Here is a 23972-nt window from a genome sequence, read left to right on the forward strand (position 1 = left end):
CACTAGCGATATAAACCCTGCAACTCGATATAGCGCTGCACCGGGCGCGGCAGCAGGTCGTCGCAGTTGAGGCCCTGATGGCGGCGCTGGCGGATCTCGGTGGCGGAAATTTCCAGCTCCGGCGTATCGGCCAAATAGATATGGCCGTGCGGGCGACGGCTGAGCAGCGCCGGGTCGGCGGTGCGATGGCGTTCCAGCCACTGCTGCAGTTCCGGCGTGTCCATGCGATCGTTATAGCCCGGGCGCGCCAGCACCAGCAGGTGGCAGACGTCCAACAGCGCCTGCCAGCGGTGCCACTTATGCAGCGTCAGCAGCGAGTCCTGGCCAATAATAAACGCCAGCGGTTGGGCGGCGCCACGCTCTTTACGAATCGTTTCCAACGTCTCGATGGTGTAGGAGGGCGTGGTGCGGTGCAGTTCGCGATCGTCGACCGCAAACAGCGGGTTGCCGGCGATCGCCAGCTCGACCATCTTCAGGCGCTGTTGCGCATTGGCCTCCGGCTGCGGGCGGTGCGGCGGCACATGGTTAGGCAGCAGCGTGACGCGATTCAGGCCCACTTCGGCGGCCAGCGCCTCCACCGGCCGCAGGTGGCCATAGTGGATCGGATCAAAGGTGCCGCCGAACAGCGCGTGCAAAACGGTGGGGTGTTCCGGGTTAGTGGGCATCGCTAAAACTCGTGGCCAGGGGTTTGCCGCACAGCAGCATCGACAGGGTTTCCAGTTCCGGCCAGACCGACTGGCCATAGTCCTGCTTGAGGGTCAGCTCGATTTGCGTCAGCAGCTGTACCGCCTGCTGCAGCTGGGGGCCGGACAGGCGTTGCAACGCCTGGGTCACCAACGGGCGGCGGTTCTGCCAGACCTTGTGCTGATCGAACAGCGAGCGCAGCGGCGCGGAAGCCATGCGGCGCTGCAGCGTCAGCAACAGCAGCAGTTCGCGCTGCAGGGTGCGCAGCAGGATCACCGGCTCCACGTCCTCTTGCTGCAACTGCTGCAAAATATGCCAGGCGCGCTTGCTCTTACCGGCCAGCAGGGCATCCAGCCAGTGGAACGGCGTGAAGTGAGCGGCGTCGTTCACCGCCTGCTCGACGCGCGGCAGGGTGAGCTTGCCGTCCGGGTGCAGCAGCGACAGCCGCTCCAGCGCCTGCGACAGCGCCAGCAGGTTGCCTTCGTAGCAGTAGCACAGCAGCTGATTGGCCGCGTCGTCCAACTCCAGTTTCATCGACTTGGCGCGCGCCGCGACCCAGCGCGGCAGCTGCGCCTGTTCAGGCGTCTGGCAACTGACGAGAGCGCCGTGTGGGCTGAGCGCCTTGAACCAGGCGCTGTTTTCCTGCGCTTTGGTGAGGCGCGGGCCGCGCAGGATCAGCAGAATATCCTCGTGCAGCAGCGTGGCAAGCTTGGTCAGCTGTTCGCCGATCGGCGCCGTCGGGCCGTTTTCCGGGAAGATCAGCAGCAGCGTCTGGCGGCTGGCGAACAGGCTCATCGCCTGGCAGATGCCGAAGATGGCGTCCCAGTCGGTATGGGCGTCGAGGGAAATGCTGTAGTGCTCGCTGAACTGCTGCTGTTGCGCGGCCTGCCGGAGTAAATCCTGGCTCTCCTGCAGCAGCAGCGGTTCATTGCCGCTCAATAAATAACAAGCGCGCAGCCCCTCACGGAGCTGCGCGGCAAGTTGTTCCGGATAAATACGGATCATTGTGCGGTTTGGCTTGCCGCTCGTTCGCCGGCGGCAGCGGCTTTCTGCCGGTTTTCTTCTTCCGCCGCATGCACGGTCAGCAGTTTACGCACCAGTTGCTGCGCCGCCTGCTCACGCATTTCCTGGCGAATGATCTCCTGCTCGGAGTCCTTGGCCAGCGCGGTCAGCGGGTTGTCGAAGAACGAACGGAACACTTTCACCGACAGCGGATACAGGTCGTGGCCCGGGAGCAGCACCTGCGCCTGCACGGTCAGCACCAGCTGGTACTCGGCGGTTTTACCGTCCTGGAAGATCGAGGCGGTATCCTGGCTTTCCGTCGCGCCGAGGATGCGCAGAGAAGGCACGTCTTTACGCTTCGGATCGCTGACGATGGTCACGGCGTTCAAACGCAGCTGCTCACGCACCGCGCGCGTCAATGGCCCGTAAGGATCCGAACTGTCCAGGATCAGCGTTTTCATTTCATTAGGCACCTGCGTGGTGCCACGCAGGTGAAAACCGCAGCCGGCGGTGACCAGCACCGCCAACCCCAGCAACAGCGTCAGAATACGTTGTCGCACAACTCCTCCTTGTGTTAACCCACAACCAGGTTAAGCAGTTTGCCCGGAACGTAAATCACTTTGCGAATCGTGACGCCGTCCAGATATTTAGCCACCAGATGCTCTTCGGCAGCGCGCGCGCGCACTTGCTCTTCGGTCGCATCGGCAGATACGGTGATTTTAGCGCGAACCTTGCCGTTCACTTGCACCACCACCAGCTTGGAGTCCTCGACCATCGCCTGTTCGTCGGCAACCGGCCATGGCGCGGTGTCCACGTCGCCTTCGCCACCCAGCGCCTGCCACAGGGTGAAGCACACGTGAGGGGTGAACGGATACAGCATGCGCACCACGGCCAGCAGCGCTTCTTGCAGCAGCGCGCGATCCTGCTCGCTCTCCTGCGGCGCGCGGGCCAGCTTGTTCATCAGCTCCATCACGGCGGCGATTGCGGTGTTGAAGGTCTGACGGCGGCCGATATCGTCGGTCACCTTGGCGATGGTTTTGTGCAGATCGCGGCGCAGCGCTTTCTGATCTTCGTTCAGCGACGCCACGTTCAGCGGCTGTACCGCGCCTTTTTCCACGTGATCATAGGCCAGTTTCCACACGCGTTTCAGGAAGCGGTTAGCCCCTTCCACGCCGGATTCCTGCCACTCCAGCGTCATTTCTGCCGGTGAAGCGAACATCATGAACAGACGCACGGTGTCCGCGCCGTATTTTTCCACCATCTCCTGCGGGTCGATGCCGTTGTTTTTCGACTTCGACATTTTGCTCATGCCAGCATAGACCAGTTCACGGCCTTGCGGATCCGTAGCCTTGATGATGCGGCCCTTGTCGTCGCGCTCGACGGTGGCGTCAACCGGGGATACCCAGACGCGCTCGCCGCTGTTGCCGGTGTAGTAGAAGGCGTCGGCCAGCACCATGCCCTGACACAGCAGGCGCTTGGCCGGCTCATCGGAATCCACCAGGCCCGCATCGCGCATCAGCTTGTGGAAGAAGCGGAAGTACATCAGGTGCATGATGGCGTGCTCGATGCCGCCGATATATTGATCGACCGGCAGCCAGTAGTTGGCGGCAGCCGGATCCAGCATGCCCTGGTCATACTGCGGGCAGGTGTAGCGCGCGTAGTACCAGGAGGACTCCATAAAGGTGTCGAAGGTGTCGGTTTCGCGCAGCGCCGGCTGGCCGTTGACGGTGGTCTTCGCCCACTCAGGGTCGGCCTTGATCGGGCTGGTGATGCCGTCCATGACCACGTCTTCCGGCAGGATCACCGGCAGCTGGTCTTCCGGCGTCGGCATTACGGTGCCGTCTTCCAGCGTCACCATCGGGATTGGCGCACCCCAGTAACGCTGACGGGAGACACCCCAGTCGCGCAGACGGTAGTTAACCTTACGCTGGCCTACGCCCTTGGCGACCAGTTTGTCGGCGATGGCGTTGAAGCCCGCTTCATTGTCCAGACCGTCGAACTCGCCGGAGTTGAACAGCGCGCCTTTGTCGGTCATCGCTTCGGCGCTCACGTCAGGCTGGCTGCCGTCGAGGTTCAGGATCACCGGTTTGATCGGCAAATCATATTTGGTGGCGAATTCCCAGTCGCGCTGGTCGTGCGCCGGTACCGCCATCACGGCGCCGGTGCCGTATTCCATCAGCACGAAGTTGGCGACCCATACCGGCAGCTTCTCGCCGCTCAGCGGGTGGACCACGAACAGGCCGGTCGGCATGCCTTTCTTCTCCATCGTCGCCATTTCGGCTTCGGCCACTTTGGTGTTGCGGCATTCGTCGATGAACTCGGTCAGCGCCGGATTGTTGCGCGCGCCCTGTTGCGCCAGCGGGTGGCCCGCGGCGACCGCCACGTAGGTGGCGCCCATGAAGGTGTCCGGGCGGGTGGTGTAAACCGTCAGCTTCTCTTCGCTGTCCGCCACGTCGAAGGTGATTTCCACGCCTTCGGAGCGGCCAATCCAGTTGCGCTGCATGGTTTTCACCTGCTCCGGCCAGCTTTCAAGCGTGTCCAGATCGTTCAGCAGCTGATCGGCGTAAGCGGTGATTTTGATGAACCACTGCGGGATCTCTTTACGCTCGACCTTGGTGTCGCAGCGCCAGCAGCAGCCGTCGATAACCTGTTCGTTGGCCAGCACGGTCAGATCGTGCGGACACCAGTTCACCGCCGAAGTCTTCTTGTAGACCAGGCCTTTTTCATACAGCTTGGTGAAGAACCACTGTTCCCAGCGATAGTATTCCGGCTGGCAGGTGGCGATTTCGCGATCCCAGTCGTAGCCGAAGCCCAGCAGTTTCAGCTGGTTCTTCATGTATTCGATGTTGTCGTAGGTCCACGGGGCCGGCGCGGTGTTGTTTTTCACCGCTGCGCCTTCCGCCGGCAGGCCGAACGCATCCCAGCCGATCGGCTGCAGTACGTTTTTGCCCAGCATGCGCTGATAGCGCGAGATCACGTCGCCGATAGTGTAGTTACGAACGTGGCCCATGTGCAGTCGGCCGGACGGGTAAGGCAGCATGGATAGGCAGTAGTACTTTTCCTTGCTGTCGTCTTCGGTAACTTTGAAAGTCTGCTTCTCTTGCCAGTGAAGCTGTACGTTCGATTCTATGTCTTCTGGACGGTATTGCTCTTGCATGGCGGCCGGTGGTCCTGTAGGTGTAAACCGTTGCCCCGGTCAGAGGCAACGCAATGAACATTTAGTATTCGTAGATCCGCATAGCATAGCTGATAAGGCCTCCCGGCAACAACTCCAAGCGCCTGACTCGGCGCATTTAAAAAAAACGCCGTCATGACACGGCTCACAACCTGCGGATCCCGCGTCTTGCCAAGTGACATCAGTCATTTACGGCTAAAATAAGAACAAGTAGCTTAGGGGGGATCCCTACAGCCAAGTCCGGCGCAGCGTTTATCGAGGAGAGTCTATGAACAAGGTTGCTCAGTATTACCGCGAATTGGTGGCATCGTTGAGCGAACGCCTGAAAAACGGCGAACGCGATATCGATGAACTGGTGGCCAGCGCGGAGCGGCGCTTGAACGAGGCCGAAGATTTGACCCGCGACGAAGTGCGGCAGGTGACGCAGGCGGTGCGGCGCGATCTGGAGGAGTTCGCTCGCAGCTATCAGGAGAGCCGGGACGAGTTTACCGACAGCGTGTTTATGCGCGTGATCAAAGAGAGCCTGTGGCAGGAACTGGCGGATATCACCGACAAAACCCAGCTGGAGTGGCGCGAGGTGTTCAAGGATGTCAGCCACCACGGCGTTTACCACAGCGGTGAAGTGGTGGGGCTGGGCAATCTGGTGTGCGAGCAGTGTCACTACCATTTGGCGTTTTACACGCCGGAGGTGCTGCCGCTCTGCCCGAAATGCGGTCACGACCAGTTCCAGCGTCGGCCGTTTGAACCTTGATGACGTTCCCCGCCAGGGCGGGGAACGCTAAGGCCGGCGTTTAACGGAACAGTTTCTTCAGCAGGTTGCTCAGGAAACCGCCGCTGACGGTTGCCGGGGTAACGTCCGCCTGCGCCGGTGCGCTGGCCGGTACGGCGACGCCGGCCGGGATTTTCTGCACGACTGCGATGCGGCTGTCCTGGGCGGTTTTCTCCGCCGCTTCCGGGCCATAGGCGAAGCCTTCCGCCAGCACGAATTCAACGTCGGTGATGCCGATAAAGCCCAGGAACAACTTCACGTACGGCGTGATGAGATCCGTCGGCGTGTCGGCGTGGATACCGCCGCGGCTGGAGATGACGATCGCTTTCTTGCCCGTCACCAGCCCTTCGGCGCCGGCGGAGGTATAGCGGAACGTCTGGCCGGCGCGGGCGATAAGATCGAAGTAGATCTTCAGCTGCGTCGGGATGTTGAAGTTGTACATCGGGGCGCTGATGATCAGCGTGTCGTGCGATTTCAGCTCGGCAATCAGCTCATCGGACAGCGCCAGGGTGCTTTGCTGATGCGGCGTCAGCGGTTTGTCGCCGGCGGTAAAGCCGGCCATCACTTCACCATCCAGCTCCGGCAGCGTTGGGTTGGCCAAATCGCGCACGGTGAACGTGTCTTCAGGGTGAGTTTCACGCCATTGTTCAACAAAAAAATCGACTAATTTTCCAGACTGGGAATATTCACCCAGAATGCTTGATTTCAGGACCAGTACGCGGCTCATTGGCTTATCTCCAGGCGAAGGCTAATCGGTAACGATGTCAGTCGGTGTAAATGCATGGTAGAGGCAAGCCATGAACAGTGATAGCGCAAAAATTCGCTGAGTTAAATCAAAAAAGTTGAATGAGGGGCGCGAGCGCGCCCCGATAGGATCAATAACGCGCTACGCGCTCGGCCAGCAGATCGATAAAGCCCTCGCGGTTGATGCCGGTCAGCACTTCCACGTTGGCCGCGTTGCCGGTTTGCTGGAAATAGTCCACCACCGTCATGCCGACGGTGTATTCCCCTTTGGTCTCCACGCCGACCCAGCGTTCAACGCCGGTGAACAGCTGTGGCGCCAGCAGCCAGGCGATGGTGCAGGGATCGTGCATCGCTGCGCCGGGCAGGCCGCGCGGATGGCTGAGGTACAGCGGCAGATAAAAATCGAGCATCTCCGCGACCGCCTGCGCGACCGGATTGTCTATCTGACGAATGCGCTCGATATCCTGCGGCAACACCAGCGCCTGATGGGTGACGTTCAGCCCGGCCATGGTCAGCGGCACGCCGGATTTCAGCACCATTTCGGCGGCTTCGGGATCGACGAAGATGTTGAACTCCGCCACCGGCGTAGTATTGCCGGCGTTCATGCCGCCGCCCATGAATACGATGCGCTCGATGCGGCTTTTCAACTCGGCATGCTGGGCCAGTAGCAGGGCGATATTGGTCATCGGGCCGGTCACCACCAGGGTTATCGGCTGCGGGCTGGCGCGCAGCAGGTCGGCGATCAGCTCGACGGCGCCGCGGGGATCGGGTTTGAGGGTCGGCGTCGGCAGGTGGGTGTTGCCCATGCCGGTTTTGCCGTGGACATAGTCGGCGATCACCAGCTCGCGCATCAGCGGGCCGCCGGCGACCGGGATGTCCTCGCGCTGCATCAGGGTCAGCAGGCCCAGCGCATTATGCAGGGTTTTCTCCGGCGTCTGGTTGCCGGCGGAGGTGGTAATGGCTTTGACGTCCAGCTCCGGCGAACGCAGCGCCATGGCCAGCGCGATGGCGTCGTCGAGGCCGGGATCGCAATCGATGATAATAGGGCGGGGCATGTTCTTTCTCCTCTGTTTGTTATCCAGCGAGCATCGGATCAAAACCGGGGAGAAACAAGCGCTTTTAGTGCCGGGAGAAAAGATGCGCCCCTGGCGGGGCGCATCGAGAGCGTTTAGTGCAGGATCTTGGCCAGGAAGTCCTTGGCGCGGTCGGACTCGGGGTTGTTGAAGAAATCGTCTTTGTTGCGGTCTTCGACGATTTTGCCTTCGTCCATAAAGATTACCCGATTCGCCACCTTGCGGGCGAAGCCCATTTCGTGGGTTACCACCATCATGGTCATGCCTTCGTTCGCCAGTTCGACCATCACGTCCAGCACTTCGTTGATCATTTCCGGATCGAGCGCCGAGGTCGGTTCATCGAACAGCATGGCGATAGGATCCATGCACAGCGCGCGGGCGATGGCGACGCGCTGCTGCTGGCCGCCGGACAGCTGGCCGGGGAACTTGTTGGCATGGGCGGAGAGGCCGACGCGTTCCAGCAGCTTCAGGCCCTTCTCGCGTGAGGCGGTCTTATCGCGCTTGAGCACTTTCACCTGCGCCAGCGTCAGGTTGTCGATGATCGACAGGTGCGGGAACAGCTCAAAGTGTTGGAACACCATGCCGACTTTGGCACGCAGCTGCGCCAGGTTGGTTTTCTTGTCGTTGACCGGGGTGCCGTTCACCAGGATGCTTCCCTGCTGGATCGGCTCCAGGCCGTTGACGGTTTTGATCAGGGTGGATTTGCCGGAACCTGAAGGACCGCAGACGACGACCACTTCGCCTTTTTTCACTTCGGTGGTGCAATCGGTCAACACTTGGAAGTGACCGTACCACTTGGAAACATTTTTCAGGGATATCATCAAACAGTCCTTTTCTTCAAATAGCTTACCAGCGCAGAGGCGGCGAGGCTGATAATAAAATAGACAAAACCGGCGAACAGGATCATTTCAACCTGGGTGCCGTCGCGTTCGCCGATGGTCGACGCGGTGCGGAAGAAGTCGGCCAGGCTCAGTACGTAAACCAGCGAGGTATCCTGGAACAGTACGATGCCCTGGGTCAGCAGCAGTGGCACCATAGCGCGGAACGCCTGCGGCAGGATCACCAGCCGCATGGACTGCCAGTGGGTCATGCCCAGCGCCAGCGCGGCGGAGGATTGGCCACGTGAGATGCTGATGATACCGGCGCGGATGATTTCCGAGTAATAGGCCGCTTCAAACAGGGAAAAGGCTACCATAGCCGAGATCAGGCGAATATCGGTTTTCGGCGACAGCCCTAGAACCTGTTGTAATAAGCTTGGAACCACCAGATAGAACCACAGCAGCACCATCACCAGCGGCACCGAACGGAACAGGTTGACGTACAGGGTGGCGAACCAGCTTATCGGCTTGAACGGCGACAGACGCATCACCGCCAGCACGGTGCCCCACAGGATGCCGACCACGATGGCGGTCACGGTGATCTTCAGCGTGATCACCATGCCTTGCAGCAGATAAGGGAAGCTTGGGACGATCGACGCCCAGTCAAATTCGTACATTATTTACTCCCCAGGTTGCCAGGCAACTGCACTTTCTTTTCGACCAGACGCATAAACAGCATGATAACGGCGTTGATGCCGATATAAGCCAGCGTGATGGCGGTAAAGGATTCATAGGCGTGTGCGGAGTAATCCAACAGCTTGCCGGCCTGTGCGGCCATGTCCACCAGGCCGATGGTGGAGGCGATGGCGGAGTTTTTGACCAGGTTGAGCATCTCCGAGGTCATCGGCGGCACGATCACCCGGTAGGCGTTCGGCAGCAGCACGTAGCGGTAGGTTTGCGGCAGCGTCAGGCCCATCGCCAGCCCGGCGGCTTTCTGGCCGCGCGGCAGGGACTGAATGGCGGCGCGCACCTGTTCGCAAACGCGGGCGGCGGTAAACAGCCCCAGGCAGAGCATGGAAGAGACGAAGAACTGCACGTTGGGATCCAGCTCGGTTTTGAACCAGGTGCCGATATTGGCCGGCAGCAGCTCGGGGATCACCAGATACCAGGTAAAGAATTGCACGATCAGCGGCACGTTGCGGAACAGTTCGACGTAACAGGTGCCGAGGGTGGAAAGAAAGCGGTTAGGCACGGTACGCAAGATACCGAACAGTGAACCGACGAAGAAAGCGATAATCCAGGCACAGACGGAGAGGGCCACCGTGACCTGAAAGCCGGACCAGATCCAGCCGAGGTAAGTGGTGTTCCCAAACGGGGCCTGCTGCAGGAAGATACCCCAGTTCCAATCTATTGACATAACAAACTCCGATAAACGGGCGCAGGGCGCCGAAGAGTGATGACTTGATGAGCGCCGATCGCCGCGCGGCCAGTCTGGCTGGCTTGTTGTGTACGGGTGTCGGTGATGCGCCTTGGGGAAAATGAGGGAGGGGAACGGCCCCCCTCATTCCTGTCTGTCCCAGTCATCAACTGGGCCGGTTTGGCCTGGCGGCCGCCCCGGCTTTTGTTCTATTTAGTTCAACGCTTTGTCGTTTGGCTCTTTGAACAGTTGCTTCATGTCGTCTGACAGTTCGAAGTTCATGTTGAGGTTTTTCGGTGGAATAGGCTGCTTGAACCATTTCTCAAACCACTTGGCCGCTTCACCGGAGGTTTGCGCCTGGGCGATGGTGTCATCGACCAGCTTTTTAAACTCAGGATCGTCTTTGCGCAGCATGCAGCCGTAGGCCTCTTTCGACTGCGGCGTGCCGATGATTTCCCACTGATCCGGTTTCTTGGCCTTGGCGCGTTCGCCCGCCAGCAGGGCATCATCCATCATGAAGGCCACGGCGCGGCCGCTTTCCAGCGTGCGGAAGGAATCGCCGTGGTCTTTGGCGCTGATGATGCGCATGTTCATCTTGTCGCTGTCGTTCAGCTTGTTCAGCAGCACTTCGGAGGTGGTGCCGGAGGTGACCACCACCGGTTTGCCGGCCAGGTCTTTAAAGTCTTTGATGTCGGAGCCTTTTTTCACCAGCAAGCGGGTGCCGACCACGAAAATGGTGTCGGAGAAGGCGGCCTGTTTCTGGCGCTCGAGGTTATTGGTGGTGGATCCGCACTCGAAATCATAGGTGCCGTTTTGCAGCAGCGGGATGCGGTTCTGCGAGGTAATCGGCAGCATTTTCACCTGCAGATTCGGCGCATTCAGCTTTTTCTTAACGGCTTCAACGATTTGGTTGGAGTAGTCCTGAGAGTAGCCCACAACTTTTTGTTGGTTGTCGTAGTAGGAGAACGGCACTGACGATTCGCGGTGGCCGACAACGATCACGCCATTGTCTTTGATTTTCTTCAGCGTACCGGTCAGGTCTTCCGCATGCGCCACGCTACCTGCCGCACCGAGCAGCAGTAACGATAACGCCAATTTACGCATTTGCATGGTCCAACTCCTTTGCTGTTGTTGTGGCTCTGACTAAAGAGCGTCAGGTTAAATCGACTGTTTATTGCTCAAGTTATAAAGATAGTCTTATGAACTGAACGCTGTTAAAAAATAACCGATTGTGAACACCTTGAAACTAAAATGTTTCATTTTTTGAGACGCCGCGCGCACCAAATCAATGCAACAAAACGTCGGCGCACCCGCGTGGTGCGCTTAATGCACCCAAAATGTGCGCAGGTGCGACAAAACGTCAGCAAAAGTAAACCGGCGCGCGATGTCGCCATAGATAAAAGCAAGGAGTGTGCCAGCCGCGTTGATTTAACGACGTTTTCTGACTGAGGCGGGGATATTGACGGGAACGCGGGGCGCGGCGGGCGCGCCCCGGCGAAGAGGATTATTTGCGGCGCAAGCCCAACATCAGCGCCCAGCCGCCCAGCAGCAGGGTAATCACCCACAGCGGTGTGGCGCCGAAACGCGCATAAGGCGTGACGCCGGTGGTCGGCGTGACCTTCACTTCGAGCACCTGGCGGGTAAACTGCGGGATCTCGGCGGTCACCTCGCCGTTGGCATCCACCGCGGCGGTGACGCCGTTATTGGTGCTGCGCAGCAGCGGCCGGCCGAGCTCCAGCGCCCGCATGCGCGCCATCTGGAAGTGCTGCCACGGGCCGATGGAGTGGCCGAACCAGGCGTCGTTGGAGATGGTCAGCAGGAAGTTGGTGTCCGGGCGGAAGTTATCGCGCACCTGCTGGCCCAGCACGATCTCGTAACAGATGGCCGCCGTCAGGTTGTAGCCGCGTACGCTGAGCTGCGGCTGCACGTAGTCGCCGCGGCTGAAACCGGACATCGGCAGATTGAAGAACGGTGCGATAGGGCGCAGCAGTTCACCCAGCGGCACAAACTCGCCGAACGGCACCAGGTGATGCTTGTTGTAGCGATCTTTGGCCGGGTAGCTGTACGGCGTCGGTTCGCCCAGCACGATGGCGCTGTTGTATTCCTGCACGCCTTGTGGGGTGGCGCGCGCATCGACGATGCCGGTGATCAGGCTGCTGTTCTTCGCCCGCATCAGGTCATCCATCATGGTCAGGAAGCCGTTCTGACGCGGCTCGAAGTCAGGGATGGCGGACTCTGGCCAGATGATGATCGGCGCCTTGCCCATGTAGGGGCGGGTTTCGTCCAGATAGGTTTGCAGCGTGCTGAGCAGAATGCTCGGATCCCACTTCATTGACTGGGGAATATTGCCTTGCACCATGGCGATGTTCACCGCTTTCTCCGGCTGCGGGGTAAACCACTGCAGCTGGCGCAGCGGCCACGGCAACAGCAGCAGCGCGGCGGCGATCACGGCTGCCGACAGGCGCCGTTGATTGACGGCGTACACCAGCAGGCCGGCGATGGCCATCAGCACAAAGGTGATGGCGTCAACACCCAGCAGCGGCGCGATGCCCTTCAGCGGGCCGTTGATCTGGCTGTAGCCGAACTGCAGCCACGGGAAGCCGGTCAGCACCCAGCCGCGCAGGAATTCGGTCACCTGCCACAGCGCCGGCGCGGCGATGGCCAGCCGCCACCAACTGGTGGCCGGCCACAGGCGCGTCAGCAGCCCGGCGAATAGCCCGGTGTACAGCGACAGGTAAGCGGCGAGCAGTACCACCAGAAAGACGTTGACGGCGAACGGCATGCCGCCGAAATCGGCGATGCTGACATACACCCAGTTGATGCCGCTGCCGAAAAGCCCGAAGCCCCAGACAAAGCCGAGCAGGGCGGACTGTTTGGTGGTGCGATTGAGGGTAACGGCCAGCAGGCCGAACAGGGAGACGATGGCCGCGGGCCAGAAGTCGTAGGGCGAGAACGCCAGCGTCCCGCCGGCACCTGACAACAGCGCCAGCAGGGCGCGAACCCGCTGGCGTTCAAGTAATGAGGCTTTAGCCATGTTGGATTTAATCTTCCAGTTTCGGTGGTGGAGAATCGTCCGGAATTTTTACATGAACCTGGATGATACGTCGACTGTCGGCCATGGCAACTTTAAATAGGTAACCTTCGATTTCAATGGTTTCCCCGCGCGCCGGCAGGTGGCCGAAGGCCTGCATCACCAGACCGCCGATGGTATCGACCTCGTCATCGCTGAAGTGGGTGCCGAAGGCTTCGTTGAAGTCTTCGATCGGGGCCAGCGCGCGCACGGTGTACATGTGGCGGCTGAGCTGGCGGATATCCAGATCGTCTTCGTCGTCGTATTCGTCTTCGATCTCGCCGACGATCAGTTCCAGGATATCTTCGATGGTGACCAGGCCGGACACGCCGCCGAATTCGTCAATGACAATCGCCATGTGATAGCGCTGGGAGCGGAATTCTTTCAGCATCCGGTCGACGCGCTTGCTTTCCGGCACCACCACCGCGGTGCGCAGCACCTTGTCGATGCTGAACGGCTCGGAATCTGCGCGCATGAACGGCAGCAGATCCTTGGCCATCAGGATGCCTTCGATGTGATCTTTGTCTTCGCTGATCACCGGGAAACGCGAGTGGGCGGAGTCGATAATCACGTCCAGGCACTCTTCCAGCGTCTGGTTGCGCTTGAGCGTCACCATCTGGGAGCGGGGGATCATGATGTCGCGCACGCGCTGTTCGGCGATATCCATCACGCCTTCCAGCATGTCGCGGGTATCGGGATCGATCAGGTCGTTTTGTTCGGAATCGCGGATCAGCTCGACCAGATCGCCACGGTTTTTGGGCTCGCCGTGGAACAACTGGTTAAGGATAAGAGTAAAGAACCCCTTCTTGGGACTGGGGCTGTCATTGCTTTGTGAATGGTCGTCGCTCATGGCGTTTTCGTTACTGTCACTCATGTCAGAGTTAAGGGGCGTCAGCGACAGCCCCGCAGAGGGGCTGTAGGGTAAACGGCTGACGTCAGACGGGGTCTTTTTCCGCCAGGTACGGATCAGGATAGCCCAGTCCGTGCATGATTTCGGTTTCCAAAGACTCCATTTCTTCGGCTTCATCGTCTTCGATGTGGTCATACCCTAGCAGATGGAGGCTGCCGTGGACAACCATATGCGCCCAGTGGGCCTCCAGCGCCTTGCCTTGCTCAATCGCTTCCTGTTCAACCACCTGGCGGCAGATGATCAGATCGCCGAGCAGCGGCAGCTCGATGCCCGGCGGGGCTTCGAACGGGAAAGAGAGCACGTTGGTCGGTTTGTCTTTGCCGCGGTAGGTCAGGTTCAGCTCGTGGCTTTCCGCTTCGTCCACCAGACGCACGGTCACCTCGGCCTCTTCCTGAAATTGCGGCAGCACGCCTTCCAGCCAGCGCTGGAAGGTGGCCTCGTCCGGCAGGCCGTCGCTGCTTTCACAGGCAATCTGCAAATCCAAAATCACCTGGCTCATGGTGTCTCCTGCTCGGAGGCGGCGAGCGCCTCGCGCTTACGTTGTTCGGCAATCGCGTCTTTGCGTTTCTGTTCGGCCGCTTCCCAGGCCTCATAGGCGATGACCACGCGGGCCACCACCGGGTGGCGCACCACGTCTTCGCTGTGGAAGAAGTTGAAGCTCAGCTCTTCCACGTCCGACAGCACTTCCACCGCGTGGCGCAGGCCGGATTTCTGGTTGCGCGGCAGGTCGATCTGGGTGACGTCGCCGGTGATGACCGCCTTCGAGTTGAAACCGATGCGCGTCAGGAACATCTTCATCTGTTCGATGGTGGTGTTCTGGCTCTCATCCAGAATGATAAAGGCGTCGTTCAGCGTGCGGCCGCGCATATAGGCCAGCGGCGCGACTTCGATCACGTTGCGTTCGATGAGCTTCTCCACGCGCTCGAAGCCCAGCATTTCGAACAGGGCGTCGTACAGCGGGCGCAGATAAGGATCGACCTTCTGGCTCAGATCGCCCGGCAGGAAGCCCAGCTTTTCGCCGGCTTCGACCGCGGGACGGGTCAGCAGAATGCGGCGAATTTCCTGGCGTTCCAGCGCATCCACCGCGGCGGCGACCGCCAGGTAGGTTTTGCCGGTGCCCGCCGGGCCGATGCCGAAGGTGATGTCGTGATCGAGAATGTTGGCGATGTATTGCGCCTGGTTAGGCGTGCGCGGTTTCACCATGCCGCGCTTGGTTTTAATGGTGACCGCCTTGCCGTAATCCGGCACGCTGTCGGCCACCTGTTCCAGCACCCGGCTCTCTTTGATCGCCAGATGGATTTGCTCCGGATCGATATCCGGGATCACGCCGCGAATCGGCGCGGTATCCACGTAAAGATGGCGCAGGATATCGGCGGCGGCGACCACGCACAGGTTCTTGCCGACCAGCTTGAAACGGTTGTCGCGGCGATTGATTTCGATGCCCAATCGGCGCTCGAGTTGCTTGATGTTGTCATCAAACGGGCCGCACAGGCTGAGCAAACGCTGGTTGTCTGCGGGCTCTAACAAAATTTCTTGTGTTGCGACGTTCAAACTATTCCTCTAGGTCACATCGGGCCTGGTTGATGTCACATAGCGCGTCCGGGACGCGCGCGTTCAGGACGAGCCTGAATACTCTCTTTCTTGAATTATTCATGGTGCGCCGCAACGGCGCAAGTTTACCGCTGATCTATCTGTGCGCCGTCGGCGGAATTCAAGGGAAGACAAGGAAAAAACGCGGCGGGGCGCAAAGCCCGCCGCGTCATCACAGGACAAGACAGCTGGGAATCAGTTCTTTTTCACGAATTCGGATTTCAGTTTCATCGGGCCGAAACCGTCGATTTTGCAGTCGATGTTGTGATCGCCTTCCACCAGACGAATGTTTTTCACCTTGGTGCCGATTTTCAGCATCGAGGAACTGCCTTTGACCTTCAGGTCCTTGATCACGGTGACCGCGTCGCCGTCCGCCAGCAGGTTGCCGTTGGCGTCTTTGACGATCAGCGCGTCCTGATCTTCCGCCGGGGCGCTGTCGCTCCACTCATGGGCGCACTCAGGGCAGATGAACAGGGCATTGTCCTGGTAGGTGTATTCGGAGTTGCACTTCGGGCAGTGTGGGAGTTGCATGTTATGTCGCCTCTTCAACAATAAAAAAATAAAAAAAGAACATCACCGGGCGCGGACGCCCGGCGGAGAAACGGTAAGGAGTAGCGCGAACGGGCGGCGATAAGGCGGCCGCCGCGGCGTCAGGGCTGGTAAATGCCGACGCCCAGCGCGTTTTCTTTGCGGGTACGGGCGATCACCGACTGCGGGGATTCATGTACGCGCAGATCCATCTGCTGCTCGGTGCGCACCACTGCGCCACGCAGGGTGTTGGTCAGCACCTCGGTAATTTCCACGTCGACAAACTGGCCGATCATGTCAGGCGTGCCTTCGAAGTTTACCACACGGTTGCATTCCGTGCGCCCGGCCAGTTCCATCACGCTTTTGCGCGAGGTGCCTTCCACCAGAATGCGCTGGACGGTGCCGAGCATGCGGCGGCTGAACTGCAGCGCCTGCTGGTTGATGCGATCCTGCAGAATGTACAGCCGCTGCTTTTTCTCTTCTTCGCTGACGTCGTCAACCATGTCCGCCGCCGGCGTACCGGGGCGCGACGAATAGATGAAGCTGAAGCTGACGTCGAAGTTGACGTCGGCGATCAGGTTCATGGTCTGTTCAAAGTCGGCCTGGCTCTCGCCCGGGAAACCGACGATGAAATCGGAGCTGAGCTGAATGTTCGGGCGCGCCTTGCGCAGCTTGCGGATAATCGCCTTGTACTCCAGCGCGGTATGCGCGCGTTTCATCATGGTCAGGATGCGATCCGAACCGCTCTGCACCGGCAGATGCAGGAAGCTGACCAGCTCCGGCGTGTCTTCGTACACCGCGATGATATCGTCGGTGAACTCGATCGGGTGGCTGGTGGTGAAGCGAATGCGATCGATGCCGTCGATGGCCGCCACCAGGCGCAGCAGTTCGGCGAACGAGCAGATATCGCCGTCATGCGTGGCGCCGCGGTAAGCGTTGACGTTTTGGCCGAGCAGATTGACCTCGCGCACGCCCTGCGCCGCCAGCTGGGCGATTTCGAACAGCACGTCGTCGCTCGGACGGCTCACTTCTTCACCGCGGGTGTAAGGCACCACGCAGAAAGTGCAGTATTTGTTGCAGCCTTCCATGATCGACACGAACGCGGTCGGGCCTTCGGCGCGCGGTTCCGGCAAACGGTCGAATTTTTCGATCTCCGGGAAGCTGATATCAACCACCGGGCTGCGGGTGCCCTGAACGTGGTTGATCATTTCCGGCAGGCGGTGCAAGGTCTGCGGGCCGAATACCACGTCGACGCACGGCGCGCGGCTGCGGATCAGTTCCCCTTCTTGCGAGGCCACGCAACCGCCGACCCCGATGATGACAGACGGGTTCTTTTCTTTCAGCAAGCGCCAGCGCCCCAGCATGGCGAAAACTTTCTCCTGCGCTTTTTCACGGATCGAGCAGGTGTTCAGCAACAGCACGTCCGCTTCCTCGGCGTTGTCGGTCCACTCGAAGCCGTGCGTGCTGTTCAACAGGTCGGCCATTTTCGATGAATCGTACTCATTCATCTGGCAGCCCCAGGTTTTGATATGTAGTTTTTTCGTCATTGACTTGCCATTACTCAGTGCGGAGCGAAAGTTGCGTTACGCGACATGCAGGGCGCGTATTGTAATCATTTGCCGCCGTTGTGACCAGCGCGGGGGAAAATGGCACGCAACCTGAAGCCGAAGCGAAAATCCGGTACACTGCGCAAAACGCCATGCCGGGTGGGATGGCGAGCATTCACACAGAAAACATAGCCAATATGAAGACATCTCAAAATCGGTATGACGCGGTGGTGGTGGGCGGCGGCATGGTCGGCGCGGCGGCGGCCCTCGGGCTGGCGCAGGCGGGCTGGTCGGTGGCGTTGCTGGAACATCAGGCGCCGCAGGCGTTCGAGGCGCAAAGCCCGCCGGACCTGCGCATTTCCGCTATCGGCTGCACCTCGGTGGGGCTGTTGAAACAGCTCGGCGCCTGGCCGGCCGTGACGGCGATGCGCACGGCGCCGTATCGCCGGCTGGAGACCTGGGAATGGGCATCGTCGCGGGTGGCGTTCGACGCGCTGTCCCTGGGGCTGCCGGAGCTGGGCTTTATGGTGGAAAACCGCATTCTGCAACTGGCGCTGTGGCAGCAGTTCGCGCAGTGCGCCAATCTGACGCTGCTGTGCCCCGCCAGGCTGCAATCGCTGCAGCGGGCGGACAAGGCCTGGCAGCTGACGCTGGGCAGCGGTGAAACGCTGCAGGCGCGGCTGGTTATCGGTGCTGATGGCGCCAACTCGCAGGTGCGCAAGCTGGCGGCGATCGGCACCAACGGCTGGCAGTATCGTCAGGCGTGCATGTTGATCACCGTCGATACCGGCGCGCCGCAGCAGGATGTGACCTGGCAGCGCTTCTTCCCGTCCGGGCCGCGCGCCTTCCTGCCGCTGTACGACAGCTGGGCATCGCTGGTGTGGTATGACAGCCCGCAGCGCATTCGCCAACTGCAGGCGATGCCGCCGGCGCAGCTGGAGCGTGAGATCGCCACCGCTTTTCCAGCGCGGCTGGGCCCGGTCAAGGTGCACGCCGCCGGATCGTTCCCGTTGACGCGGCGTCATGCGCAGCGTTACGTGCTGCCGGGGTTGGCGCTGCTGGGGGATGCGGCGCATACCATCAACCCGCTGGCCGGGCAGGGCGTCAATCTGGGATATCGCGACGTGGATGCCTTGCTGAGCGTGTTGAGCGAGGCGCGGGAGCAGGGAGAGGACTGGAGCAGCGAGGCGGTGCTGCTGCGTTATCAGCGCCGCCGCCGTACCGACAATCTGCTGATGCAGAGCGGCATGGATCTGTTCTATACCGCCTTCAGCAATAACCTGGCTCCGCTGAACGTGGCGCGCAATCTGGCGCTGATGGCCGCGCAGCGGGCGGGCAAGCTGAAAGAACATGCGTTGAAGTACGCGTTAGGATTGTAACCGACAGGGCTCAGCGGCGGCTGGGCCTATTAAGGATGGCTGAACGCCAGACAGCAAAAAGCCCGCCGAAGCGGGCTTTTCTAAATATGGCTGGGGTGCCAGGATTCGAACCTGGGTATGCTGGTATCAGAAACCAGAGCCTTACCGCTTGGCGACACCCCAATTATGGTGGCTACGACGGGATTTGAACCTGTGACCCCATCATTATGAGTGATGTGCTCTAACCAGCTGAGCTACGTAGCCGATGTTACTTTTTACTTCTTTGATTTGCAAGCAGTTTGTTATGGCTGGGGTACCTGGATTCGAACCAGGGAATGCCGGTATCAAAAACCGGTGCCTTACCGCTTGGCGATACCCCACCTGCAAACAAATCTTATGTTGAAACCCCGTTCCCGAAAGAATATGGCTGGGGTACCTGGATTCGAACCAGGGAATGCCGGTATCAAAAACCGGTGCCTTACCGCTTGGCGATACCCCATCAACATACTGCGCCGACGATGAAGAGAAATGGTGCGGGAGGCGAGACTTGAACTCGCACACCTTGCGGCGCCAGAACCTAAATCTGGTGCGTCTACCAATTTCGCCACTCCCGCAAATGCAAAAAAGAGATGGTGGCTACGACGGGATTCGAACCTGTGACCCCATCATTATGAGTGATGTGCTCTAACCAGCTGAGCTACGTAGCCCTCTTTTTTTGCTTTGCCTTCATCGGCGTTGCGGGGCGCATTATGCGTATATGACCGATTTGCGTCAACAAGTTTTTTCCCGAAAAAGCGCCCGGAAGCGCCGTTTGTCTGGGTTGTGAACATTATGGCGATAAAATCGGCAATTCAGGCAGTTGGCGGGCGGAAAAGGCAACAAAAAGGCGGGCCAAAAGGCCCGCCCCAAGGGAAAACGCCGCGCGTTTATTTATAGGCGGCCTGGTGCACGCCGACGGCGCGGCCGGAAGGATCGTCCATCTTCTTGAACGATTCATCCCATTCGATGGCCTTGGCGGACGAGCAGGCGACGGACGGGCCGCCCGGCACGCATTCGGCGGCGCTCGGCAGCGGGAACAGCTCTTCGAAGATCTCGCGGTACAGGTAGCCTTCTTTCGAGGTCGGCGTGTTGTACGGGAAGCGGAAACGCGCGGTTTCGAGCTGTTGATCGCTGATTTGCTGCGCAGCGACCTCTTTTAGCGTGTCGATCCAGCTGTAGCCGACGCCGTCGGAGAACTGCTCTTTCTGGCGCCAGGCCACGCTGGCCGGCAAATAGGACTCGAAACATTCGCGAACGATGTGTTTCTCCATTTTGCCGTTGCCGCACATTTTATCTTTCGGGTTGATGCGCATCGCCACGTCGAGGAATTTCTTGTCCAGGAACGGCACGCGGGCTTCGACGCCCCAGGCGGACATCGCCTTGTTGGCGCGCGCGCAGTCGAACATGTGCAGCGCCAGCAGTTTGCGTACGGTCTCTTCGTGGAATTCGCGGGCGTCCGGCGCCTTATGGAAGTACAGGTAGCCGCCGAACACTTCGTCCGCGCCTTCGCCGGAAAGCACCATCTTGATACCCATCGCCTTGATTTTGCGCGACATCAGGTACATCGGCGTCGAGGCGCGAATGGTGGTGACGTCGTAGGTTTCGATGTGATAAATCACGTCGCGGATGGCGTCCAGGCCTTCCTGTACGGTGAAGTGGATTTCATGGTGCACGGTGCCCAGATGGTTGGCCACCTCTTGCGCGGCGCGCAGATCCGGCGAGCCCTCCAGGCCGACGGCGAAGGAGTGCAGCTGTGGCCACCAGGCCTCGCTGCGTTCCTGATCTTCCACGCGGCGCGCGGCGTACTTCTTGGTGATCGCCGAAATGACCGAGGAATCCAGCCCGCCCGACAGCAGCACGCCGTAAGGCACGTCGGACATTAGGTGGCTTTTCACCGACTCTTCCAGCGCGGTGCGCAGGGCGGCGGCGTCGGTCACGTTGTCCTTGACGCTGTCGTAATCGAACCAGTCGCGGCGATAATATTCACGAATCTCACCGTCCTGGCTCCACAGGTAGCTGCCGGCCGGGAATTCCTTGATGGTGCGGCACACCGGCACCAGCGCTTTCATTTCCGAGGCGACGTACAGGTTGCCGTGCTCGTCGTGGCCCATGTATAGCGGAATGATGCCCAGGTGATCGCGGCCGATCAGGTAGGCGTCTTTTTCGGTGTCATACAGGGCGAAGGCGAACATGCCTTGCAGATCGTCGAGGAAGTCCGGGCCTTTCTCCTGGTACAGCGCCAGGATCACTTCACAGTCGGAACCGGTCTGGAACGCGTAGCGGTCGCTCAGCTGTTGGCGCAGCGCCTGGTGGTTGTAAATTTCGCCGTTGACCGCCAGAACGTGGGTGTGCGCAGCGTTGTACAGCGGTTGAGCGCCATTGTTGACGTCGACGATCGACAGGCGTTCGTGAGCCAGAATGGCTTTGTCGCTGGCGTAAACGCCGGACCAATCCGGGCCGCGGTGGCGCATCAGACGTGACAGCTCCAGCGCTTTCTTACGCAGTTCAACGGGATCGGACTTCAGATCGAGCACACCGAAAATAGAACACATACAACTCTCCTAACGGGCTTTTATGACTGTGATGTTGTTTTTTACTGTTATGGGCAGCATTGCCGATTTATCAGCGATAACCCGGTTTTGCTGCGCTGTGGTTATGAAAATGCGCCAAAAGCTGCGGGAGATGCAAGCGTTTTAGCCATGCGTTGAGAAATAGTTGTTTGCTTAGGTGTGGTTTTTAACGGATGTTCAGTTATCGACGTGAAAAATTATCGATTATGCAATTTTTAGCGTGATGGCGGGATTGCCGGCCAGTTTGGCCGGCAATCGATTAGCGATTAGGCGATGAGCTGCCACAGGGTGAAGGCGGCGTCCGGCGTCCAGCCGGCGTTGGAGGTGTGCGCCTGGATACAGGTATATTTCTTGCCTTTATAGCTCACCACGTCGCCAGCCTTGTAGCTGTGGTTGTTCTGCCACTCGGGCGCCCCCGGATCGGGCGGCGTGCCGTCGTTGGCGGTTTTGACCGCCAGCGCGCTGCTCGGCAGCGAGGTATTGCCCTGGCTATCGGTCGCGGTAACGAAGTAGCTGTACTGGGTCGCCGGCGTCAGACCGCCGTCAGCCAGCGACAGACCGGCGGTTTGGCCGATCGGGTTGCCGTTGCGGTAGACGGTGTAACTGGCGATCGGGAAAGCGCCGGTGGCGGCGGCCCAGCTCAGTTTCAGCGAGGTGGCGCCCAGCTCGGCGACCGTCAGCGCCGTCGGCGCATTAGGCTTTCCCGGCGGCGGGGTGACGCCGCCCTGAATCAGCGGCGCATAGCGGGTTTTGAACTCCCAATTGTAGGCGACGCCGGCTTTGCTCTTGCCGTTATCCCAGTTGATTGACCAGGTCATCAGGCCCTTGATCGACAGGTTTTTGGCGTCGAGACGCGAGAAAGCGTTATACACCGCCTGTTTGTTGACCACGTAGCCGGTGGCGGCGGCATCGTTGTTGCTTGGCAGGCCGATGACGAATTTCGCCGCCGGGATCTTCGCATAGCCGCGGGTGCCGGTGACCAGGCTTTCCGTCAGATAGTAGAGGAAGTCCTCTTTCATGGCGTCGTTATTCTGCGTGATCCAGGCGTTGAGTTCATCCACCCAAATACCGTCGCCGCCCTGATTGTAATATTGCGGCGCGATAAAGTCGTAATAGCCTTCGAGGGCGTTAATATAATCCAGGTAGGTGCCGTTGGTGCGCAAATACGGGAATTCCGGCGCCATGCTGATAATAAAGTTTTTCCCCTGCGCGGCGTAATGGTCTTTTACTTTTTTCAATGCCGCAGGCAAGACGGTTTTATTATTGGCGGCGCCGATCGCCGCCTGTTCCAGATCGATATCCAGGCCGTCGAAGCCATAGACTTCCACCAGGCGAATAATCTCGTCTTTCAGCTTGTCTTCATCGCCGGTCTTTAGCTCGATATGCGCGTCTGCGCCGCCGAGGGAGATCAGCACCGCGCGGCCCTGGCTGTTCAGCACGCCCACCTGGCGGCGGAACTCGGCGTCGGACAGGTTGTAAGGCTTGAAGGTCGGGATGCCCTGGCCTTTCATAAAGGCGACGGCCACCACGTTGTATTCGGCGGGAATGTCGGTCAGGTTCATCGTGGCGAACTGCCCTTGCTGGTAGCCGTCACTGGCGCCGGCGGCCCAGTTGTGCCAGAAACCCATCAGGATCTTTTTATTGGCGATAGACGGCATAATGGCCGCGTCATCGGCGGCGACGGCATTAATAATGTTATTGGTGCTCATGGTAGCCTCATTAATTAGGGGTAAGAGTTTTCCGCTCGCCGGCAATATCAGCTATTGGCGGGGCGTAAACTTATAATGAGGATTTTTAGCGCAGGCAGGCTGAAACCTTTTGCGGCCATGAACGAATTAAATTCAAACTGACGCTGGGGGAGAAGGAAATAACGGCGGCCGGGCGGCCGCCATGGCCGCATCAGAAGATGGTGATATCGGCGACGGAAGGGTAGACGTAGCTCGGGCGGAACGGCATGGTTTCGATGTCGCTCAGCGTGGAGACGCCGGACAGCACCAGCACGGTTTCCAGGCCGGCCTGGAAGCCCGCCAGAATGTCGGTGCGCAGGTTGTCGCCGACGATCACCGTCTCTTCCGAGTGCGCCTGCATTTTGTTCAGTGCGGCGCGAATGATCCACGGGCTGGGCTTGCCGACATAAAACGGCTTGCGGCCGGTGATCTTCTCGATGGGCGCGCACAGGGCGCCGCAGGCCGGCGAGAAGCCGTGGCCGTGGCTATCCGGATTAGTCGCGATAAAGCGCGCGCCGTTACTGACGAAGTAGGCGGCTTTGTGCATCATGTCCCAGTTGTAAGAGCGAGTTTCACCGACGATCACAAAATCCGGGTTGATGTCGGTGATGGTGAAACCGGCTTTGTACAGCTCATGGATCAGCGCGCCTTCGCCGACCACATAGGCTTTTTTGCCTTCCTGACGGCGCAGGAAGTCGGCGGTGGCCATCGCCGAGGTATAGAACGCGCTCTCCGGCACTTCCAGCCCGGCGGCGGCGAAGCGGTTCGCCAAATCCTGTGCGGTCTGTGACGGGTAGTTGGTCAGCACCACCAGCGGCATGCCTTGTTCCTGGATGCGCGCCAGGAACAGATCGGCGCCGGGCACCGGCGTATTGTCATGCAGCAGCACGCCGTCGATATCGCATATAACGTTTTTGATTTTCATTTGTCGCTGTTTCTCATGATTACGGC

At 59.7% G+C, this 23972-nt stretch carries 21 protein-coding genes and 6 tRNA genes; 2 read left to right on the forward strand and 25 right to left on the reverse strand.

The window, feature by feature from the left end:
• Positions 1 to 2: 2 nt before the first annotated feature.
• From nadD to leuS, 4 genes are read right to left on the reverse strand one after another with little or no spacing between them, the layout of a single operon-like run.
• Positions 3 to 665 carry a nicotinate-nucleotide adenylyltransferase gene (gene nadD / locus ACJ8QF_RS01205; protein WP_015376938.1) on the reverse strand — a complete coding sequence of 221 codons (663 nt, stop codon included), beginning with the start codon at positions 663 to 665 and terminating at the stop codon, positions 3 to 5.
• The gene (gene holA, locus ACJ8QF_RS01210; RefSeq protein ID WP_033633934.1) at positions 655 to 1689 is read right to left on the reverse strand and encodes a DNA polymerase III subunit delta; all 1035 of its coding nucleotides are present in this window, start codon (positions 1687 to 1689) and stop codon (positions 655 to 657) included. The genes nadD and holA overlap by 11 nt, the downstream gene beginning before the upstream one ends.
• Positions 1686 to 2246, reverse strand: a complete 561-nt coding sequence (lptE, locus tag ACJ8QF_RS01215) for an LPS assembly lipoprotein LptE (RefSeq protein WP_049188482.1) — start codon at positions 2244 to 2246, stop codon at positions 1686 to 1688. Before lptE ends, holA begins: the two co-directional genes overlap by 4 nt.
• A 14-nt stretch (positions 2247 to 2260) precedes the next feature.
• On the reverse strand, positions 2261 to 4843 hold the full coding sequence (leuS, locus tag ACJ8QF_RS01220) for a leucine--tRNA ligase (RefSeq protein ID WP_049188480.1): 2583 nt from the start codon (positions 4841 to 4843) through the stop codon (positions 2261 to 2263).
• Between the two features lie 286 nt (positions 4844 to 5129).
• On the opposite strand from leuS, the gene ACJ8QF_RS01225 reads away from it, so the two are divergent.
• Complete coding sequence (locus tag ACJ8QF_RS01225) at positions 5130 to 5612, forward strand: zinc ribbon-containing protein (RefSeq protein WP_004939988.1); 483 nt, start codon at positions 5130 to 5132, stop codon at positions 5610 to 5612.
• Positions 5613 to 5652: 40 nt separating this feature from the next.
• Here ACJ8QF_RS01225 and ACJ8QF_RS01230 read toward each other — a convergent pair whose 3' ends face one another.
• The 12 genes from ACJ8QF_RS01230 to miaB all read right to left on the reverse strand — a co-directional run bounded on the left by ACJ8QF_RS01230 (position 5653) and on the right by miaB (position 17327).
• Complete coding sequence (locus tag ACJ8QF_RS01230; RefSeq protein WP_442537206.1) at positions 5653 to 6357, reverse strand: FMN-dependent NADH-azoreductase; 705 nt, start codon at positions 6355 to 6357, stop codon at positions 5653 to 5655.
• Positions 6358 to 6505: 148 nt separating this feature from the next.
• Positions 6506 to 7429: a pyrimidine-specific ribonucleoside hydrolase RihA gene (rihA, locus tag ACJ8QF_RS01235; RefSeq protein WP_442537207.1), complete on the reverse strand. Its 924-nt coding sequence runs from the start codon at positions 7427 to 7429 to the stop codon at positions 6506 to 6508.
• Between the two features lie 113 nt (positions 7430 to 7542).
• Complete coding sequence (locus ACJ8QF_RS01240) at positions 7543 to 8268, reverse strand: amino acid ABC transporter ATP-binding protein (protein ID WP_004939983.1); 726 nt, start codon at positions 8266 to 8268, stop codon at positions 7543 to 7545.
• Positions 8268 to 8942: a glutamate/aspartate ABC transporter permease GltK gene (gltK, locus tag ACJ8QF_RS01245; protein ID WP_442537208.1), complete on the reverse strand. Its 675-nt coding sequence runs from the start codon at positions 8940 to 8942 to the stop codon at positions 8268 to 8270. The genes ACJ8QF_RS01240 and gltK overlap by 1 nt, the downstream gene beginning before the upstream one ends.
• Positions 8942 to 9682: an amino acid ABC transporter permease gene (locus ACJ8QF_RS01250; RefSeq protein WP_004939979.1), complete on the reverse strand. Its 741-nt coding sequence runs from the start codon at positions 9680 to 9682 to the stop codon at positions 8942 to 8944. Before ACJ8QF_RS01250 ends, gltK begins: the two co-directional genes overlap by 1 nt.
• 213 nt (positions 9683 to 9895) lie before the next feature.
• A complete protein-coding gene (locus ACJ8QF_RS01255; protein WP_004939976.1) occupies positions 9896 to 10792 on the reverse strand; it encodes an amino acid ABC transporter substrate-binding protein in 897 nt (298 codons plus the stop codon).
• Positions 10793 to 11186: 394 nt separating this feature from the next.
• Complete coding sequence (lnt, locus tag ACJ8QF_RS01260; protein WP_131164585.1) at positions 11187 to 12716, reverse strand: apolipoprotein N-acyltransferase; 1530 nt, start codon at positions 12714 to 12716, stop codon at positions 11187 to 11189.
• Positions 12717 to 12723: 7 nt separating this feature from the next.
• Positions 12724 to 13602 (reverse strand): CNNM family magnesium/cobalt transport protein CorC, encoded by an 879-nt coding sequence (gene corC, locus ACJ8QF_RS01265; RefSeq protein ID WP_004939973.1) that lies wholly within the window; start codon positions 13600 to 13602, stop codon positions 12724 to 12726.
• Between the two features lie 85 nt (positions 13603 to 13687).
• Complete coding sequence (gene ybeY / locus ACJ8QF_RS01270; RefSeq protein WP_004939970.1) at positions 13688 to 14161, reverse strand: rRNA maturation RNase YbeY; 474 nt, start codon at positions 14159 to 14161, stop codon at positions 13688 to 13690.
• Positions 14158 to 15213: a PhoH family protein gene (locus ACJ8QF_RS01275; RefSeq protein WP_004939969.1), complete on the reverse strand. Its 1056-nt coding sequence runs from the start codon at positions 15211 to 15213 to the stop codon at positions 14158 to 14160. Before ACJ8QF_RS01275 ends, ybeY begins: the two co-directional genes overlap by 4 nt.
• 234 nt (positions 15214 to 15447) lie before the next feature.
• The gene (locus tag ACJ8QF_RS01280) at positions 15448 to 15783 is read right to left on the reverse strand and encodes a zinc ribbon domain-containing protein YjdM (protein ID WP_004939967.1); all 336 of its coding nucleotides are present in this window, start codon (positions 15781 to 15783) and stop codon (positions 15448 to 15450) included.
• 119 nt (positions 15784 to 15902) lie between these two features.
• Positions 15903 to 17327, reverse strand: coding sequence for a tRNA (N6-isopentenyl adenosine(37)-C2)-methylthiotransferase MiaB (miaB, locus tag ACJ8QF_RS01285; RefSeq protein ID WP_004939964.1), 1425 nt, complete (start codon positions 17325 to 17327; stop codon positions 15903 to 15905).
• Positions 17328 to 17524: 197 nt separating this feature from the next.
• On the opposite strand from miaB, the gene ubiF reads away from it, so the two are divergent.
• Positions 17525 to 18706, forward strand: a complete 1182-nt coding sequence (gene ubiF / locus ACJ8QF_RS01290) for a 3-demethoxyubiquinol 3-hydroxylase (RefSeq protein ID WP_049188473.1) — start codon at positions 17525 to 17527, stop codon at positions 18704 to 18706.
• An 87-nt stretch (positions 18707 to 18793) separates the two neighbouring features.
• Here ubiF and ACJ8QF_RS01295 read toward each other — a convergent pair.
• From ACJ8QF_RS01295 to ACJ8QF_RS01335, 9 genes are all read right to left on the reverse strand, one after another.
• Positions 18794 to 18868, reverse strand: a tRNA-Gln gene (locus ACJ8QF_RS01295).
• A gap of 4 nt (positions 18869 to 18872) precedes the next feature.
• Positions 18873 to 18949, reverse strand: a tRNA-Met gene (locus tag ACJ8QF_RS01300).
• A 41-nt stretch (positions 18950 to 18990) separates the two neighbouring features.
• Positions 18991 to 19065 (reverse strand) — tRNA-Gln (locus tag ACJ8QF_RS01305).
• 44 nt (positions 19066 to 19109) lie between these two features.
• Positions 19110 to 19184: transfer RNA gene (locus ACJ8QF_RS01310), tRNA-Gln, on the reverse strand.
• Between the two features lie 30 nt (positions 19185 to 19214).
• Positions 19215 to 19299: transfer RNA gene (locus ACJ8QF_RS01315), tRNA-Leu, on the reverse strand.
• Between the two features lie 16 nt (positions 19300 to 19315).
• A tRNA-Met gene (locus tag ACJ8QF_RS01320) sits at positions 19316 to 19392 on the reverse strand.
• A 219-nt stretch (positions 19393 to 19611) separates the two neighbouring features.
• Positions 19612 to 21276, reverse strand: a complete 1665-nt coding sequence (gene asnB / locus ACJ8QF_RS01325; RefSeq protein ID WP_004939961.1) for an asparagine synthase B — start codon at positions 21274 to 21276, stop codon at positions 19612 to 19614.
• Between the two features lie 284 nt (positions 21277 to 21560).
• The gene (locus tag ACJ8QF_RS01330; RefSeq protein WP_049186560.1) at positions 21561 to 23003 is read right to left on the reverse strand and encodes a carbohydrate-binding protein; all 1443 of its coding nucleotides are present in this window, start codon (positions 23001 to 23003) and stop codon (positions 21561 to 21563) included.
• 190 nt (positions 23004 to 23193) lie between these two features.
• Positions 23194 to 23946 carry an HAD-IIA family hydrolase gene (locus tag ACJ8QF_RS01335; RefSeq protein WP_004939957.1) on the reverse strand — a complete coding sequence of 251 codons (753 nt, stop codon included), beginning with the start codon at positions 23944 to 23946 and terminating at the stop codon, positions 23194 to 23196.
• Positions 23947 to 23972: the final 26 nt, after the last annotated feature.

The organism is Serratia sp. CY81684 (genome assembly GCF_052166595.1).
In the GTDB taxonomy this organism is placed as follows: domain Bacteria; phylum Pseudomonadota; class Gammaproteobacteria; order Enterobacterales; family Enterobacteriaceae; genus Serratia; species Serratia nematodiphila.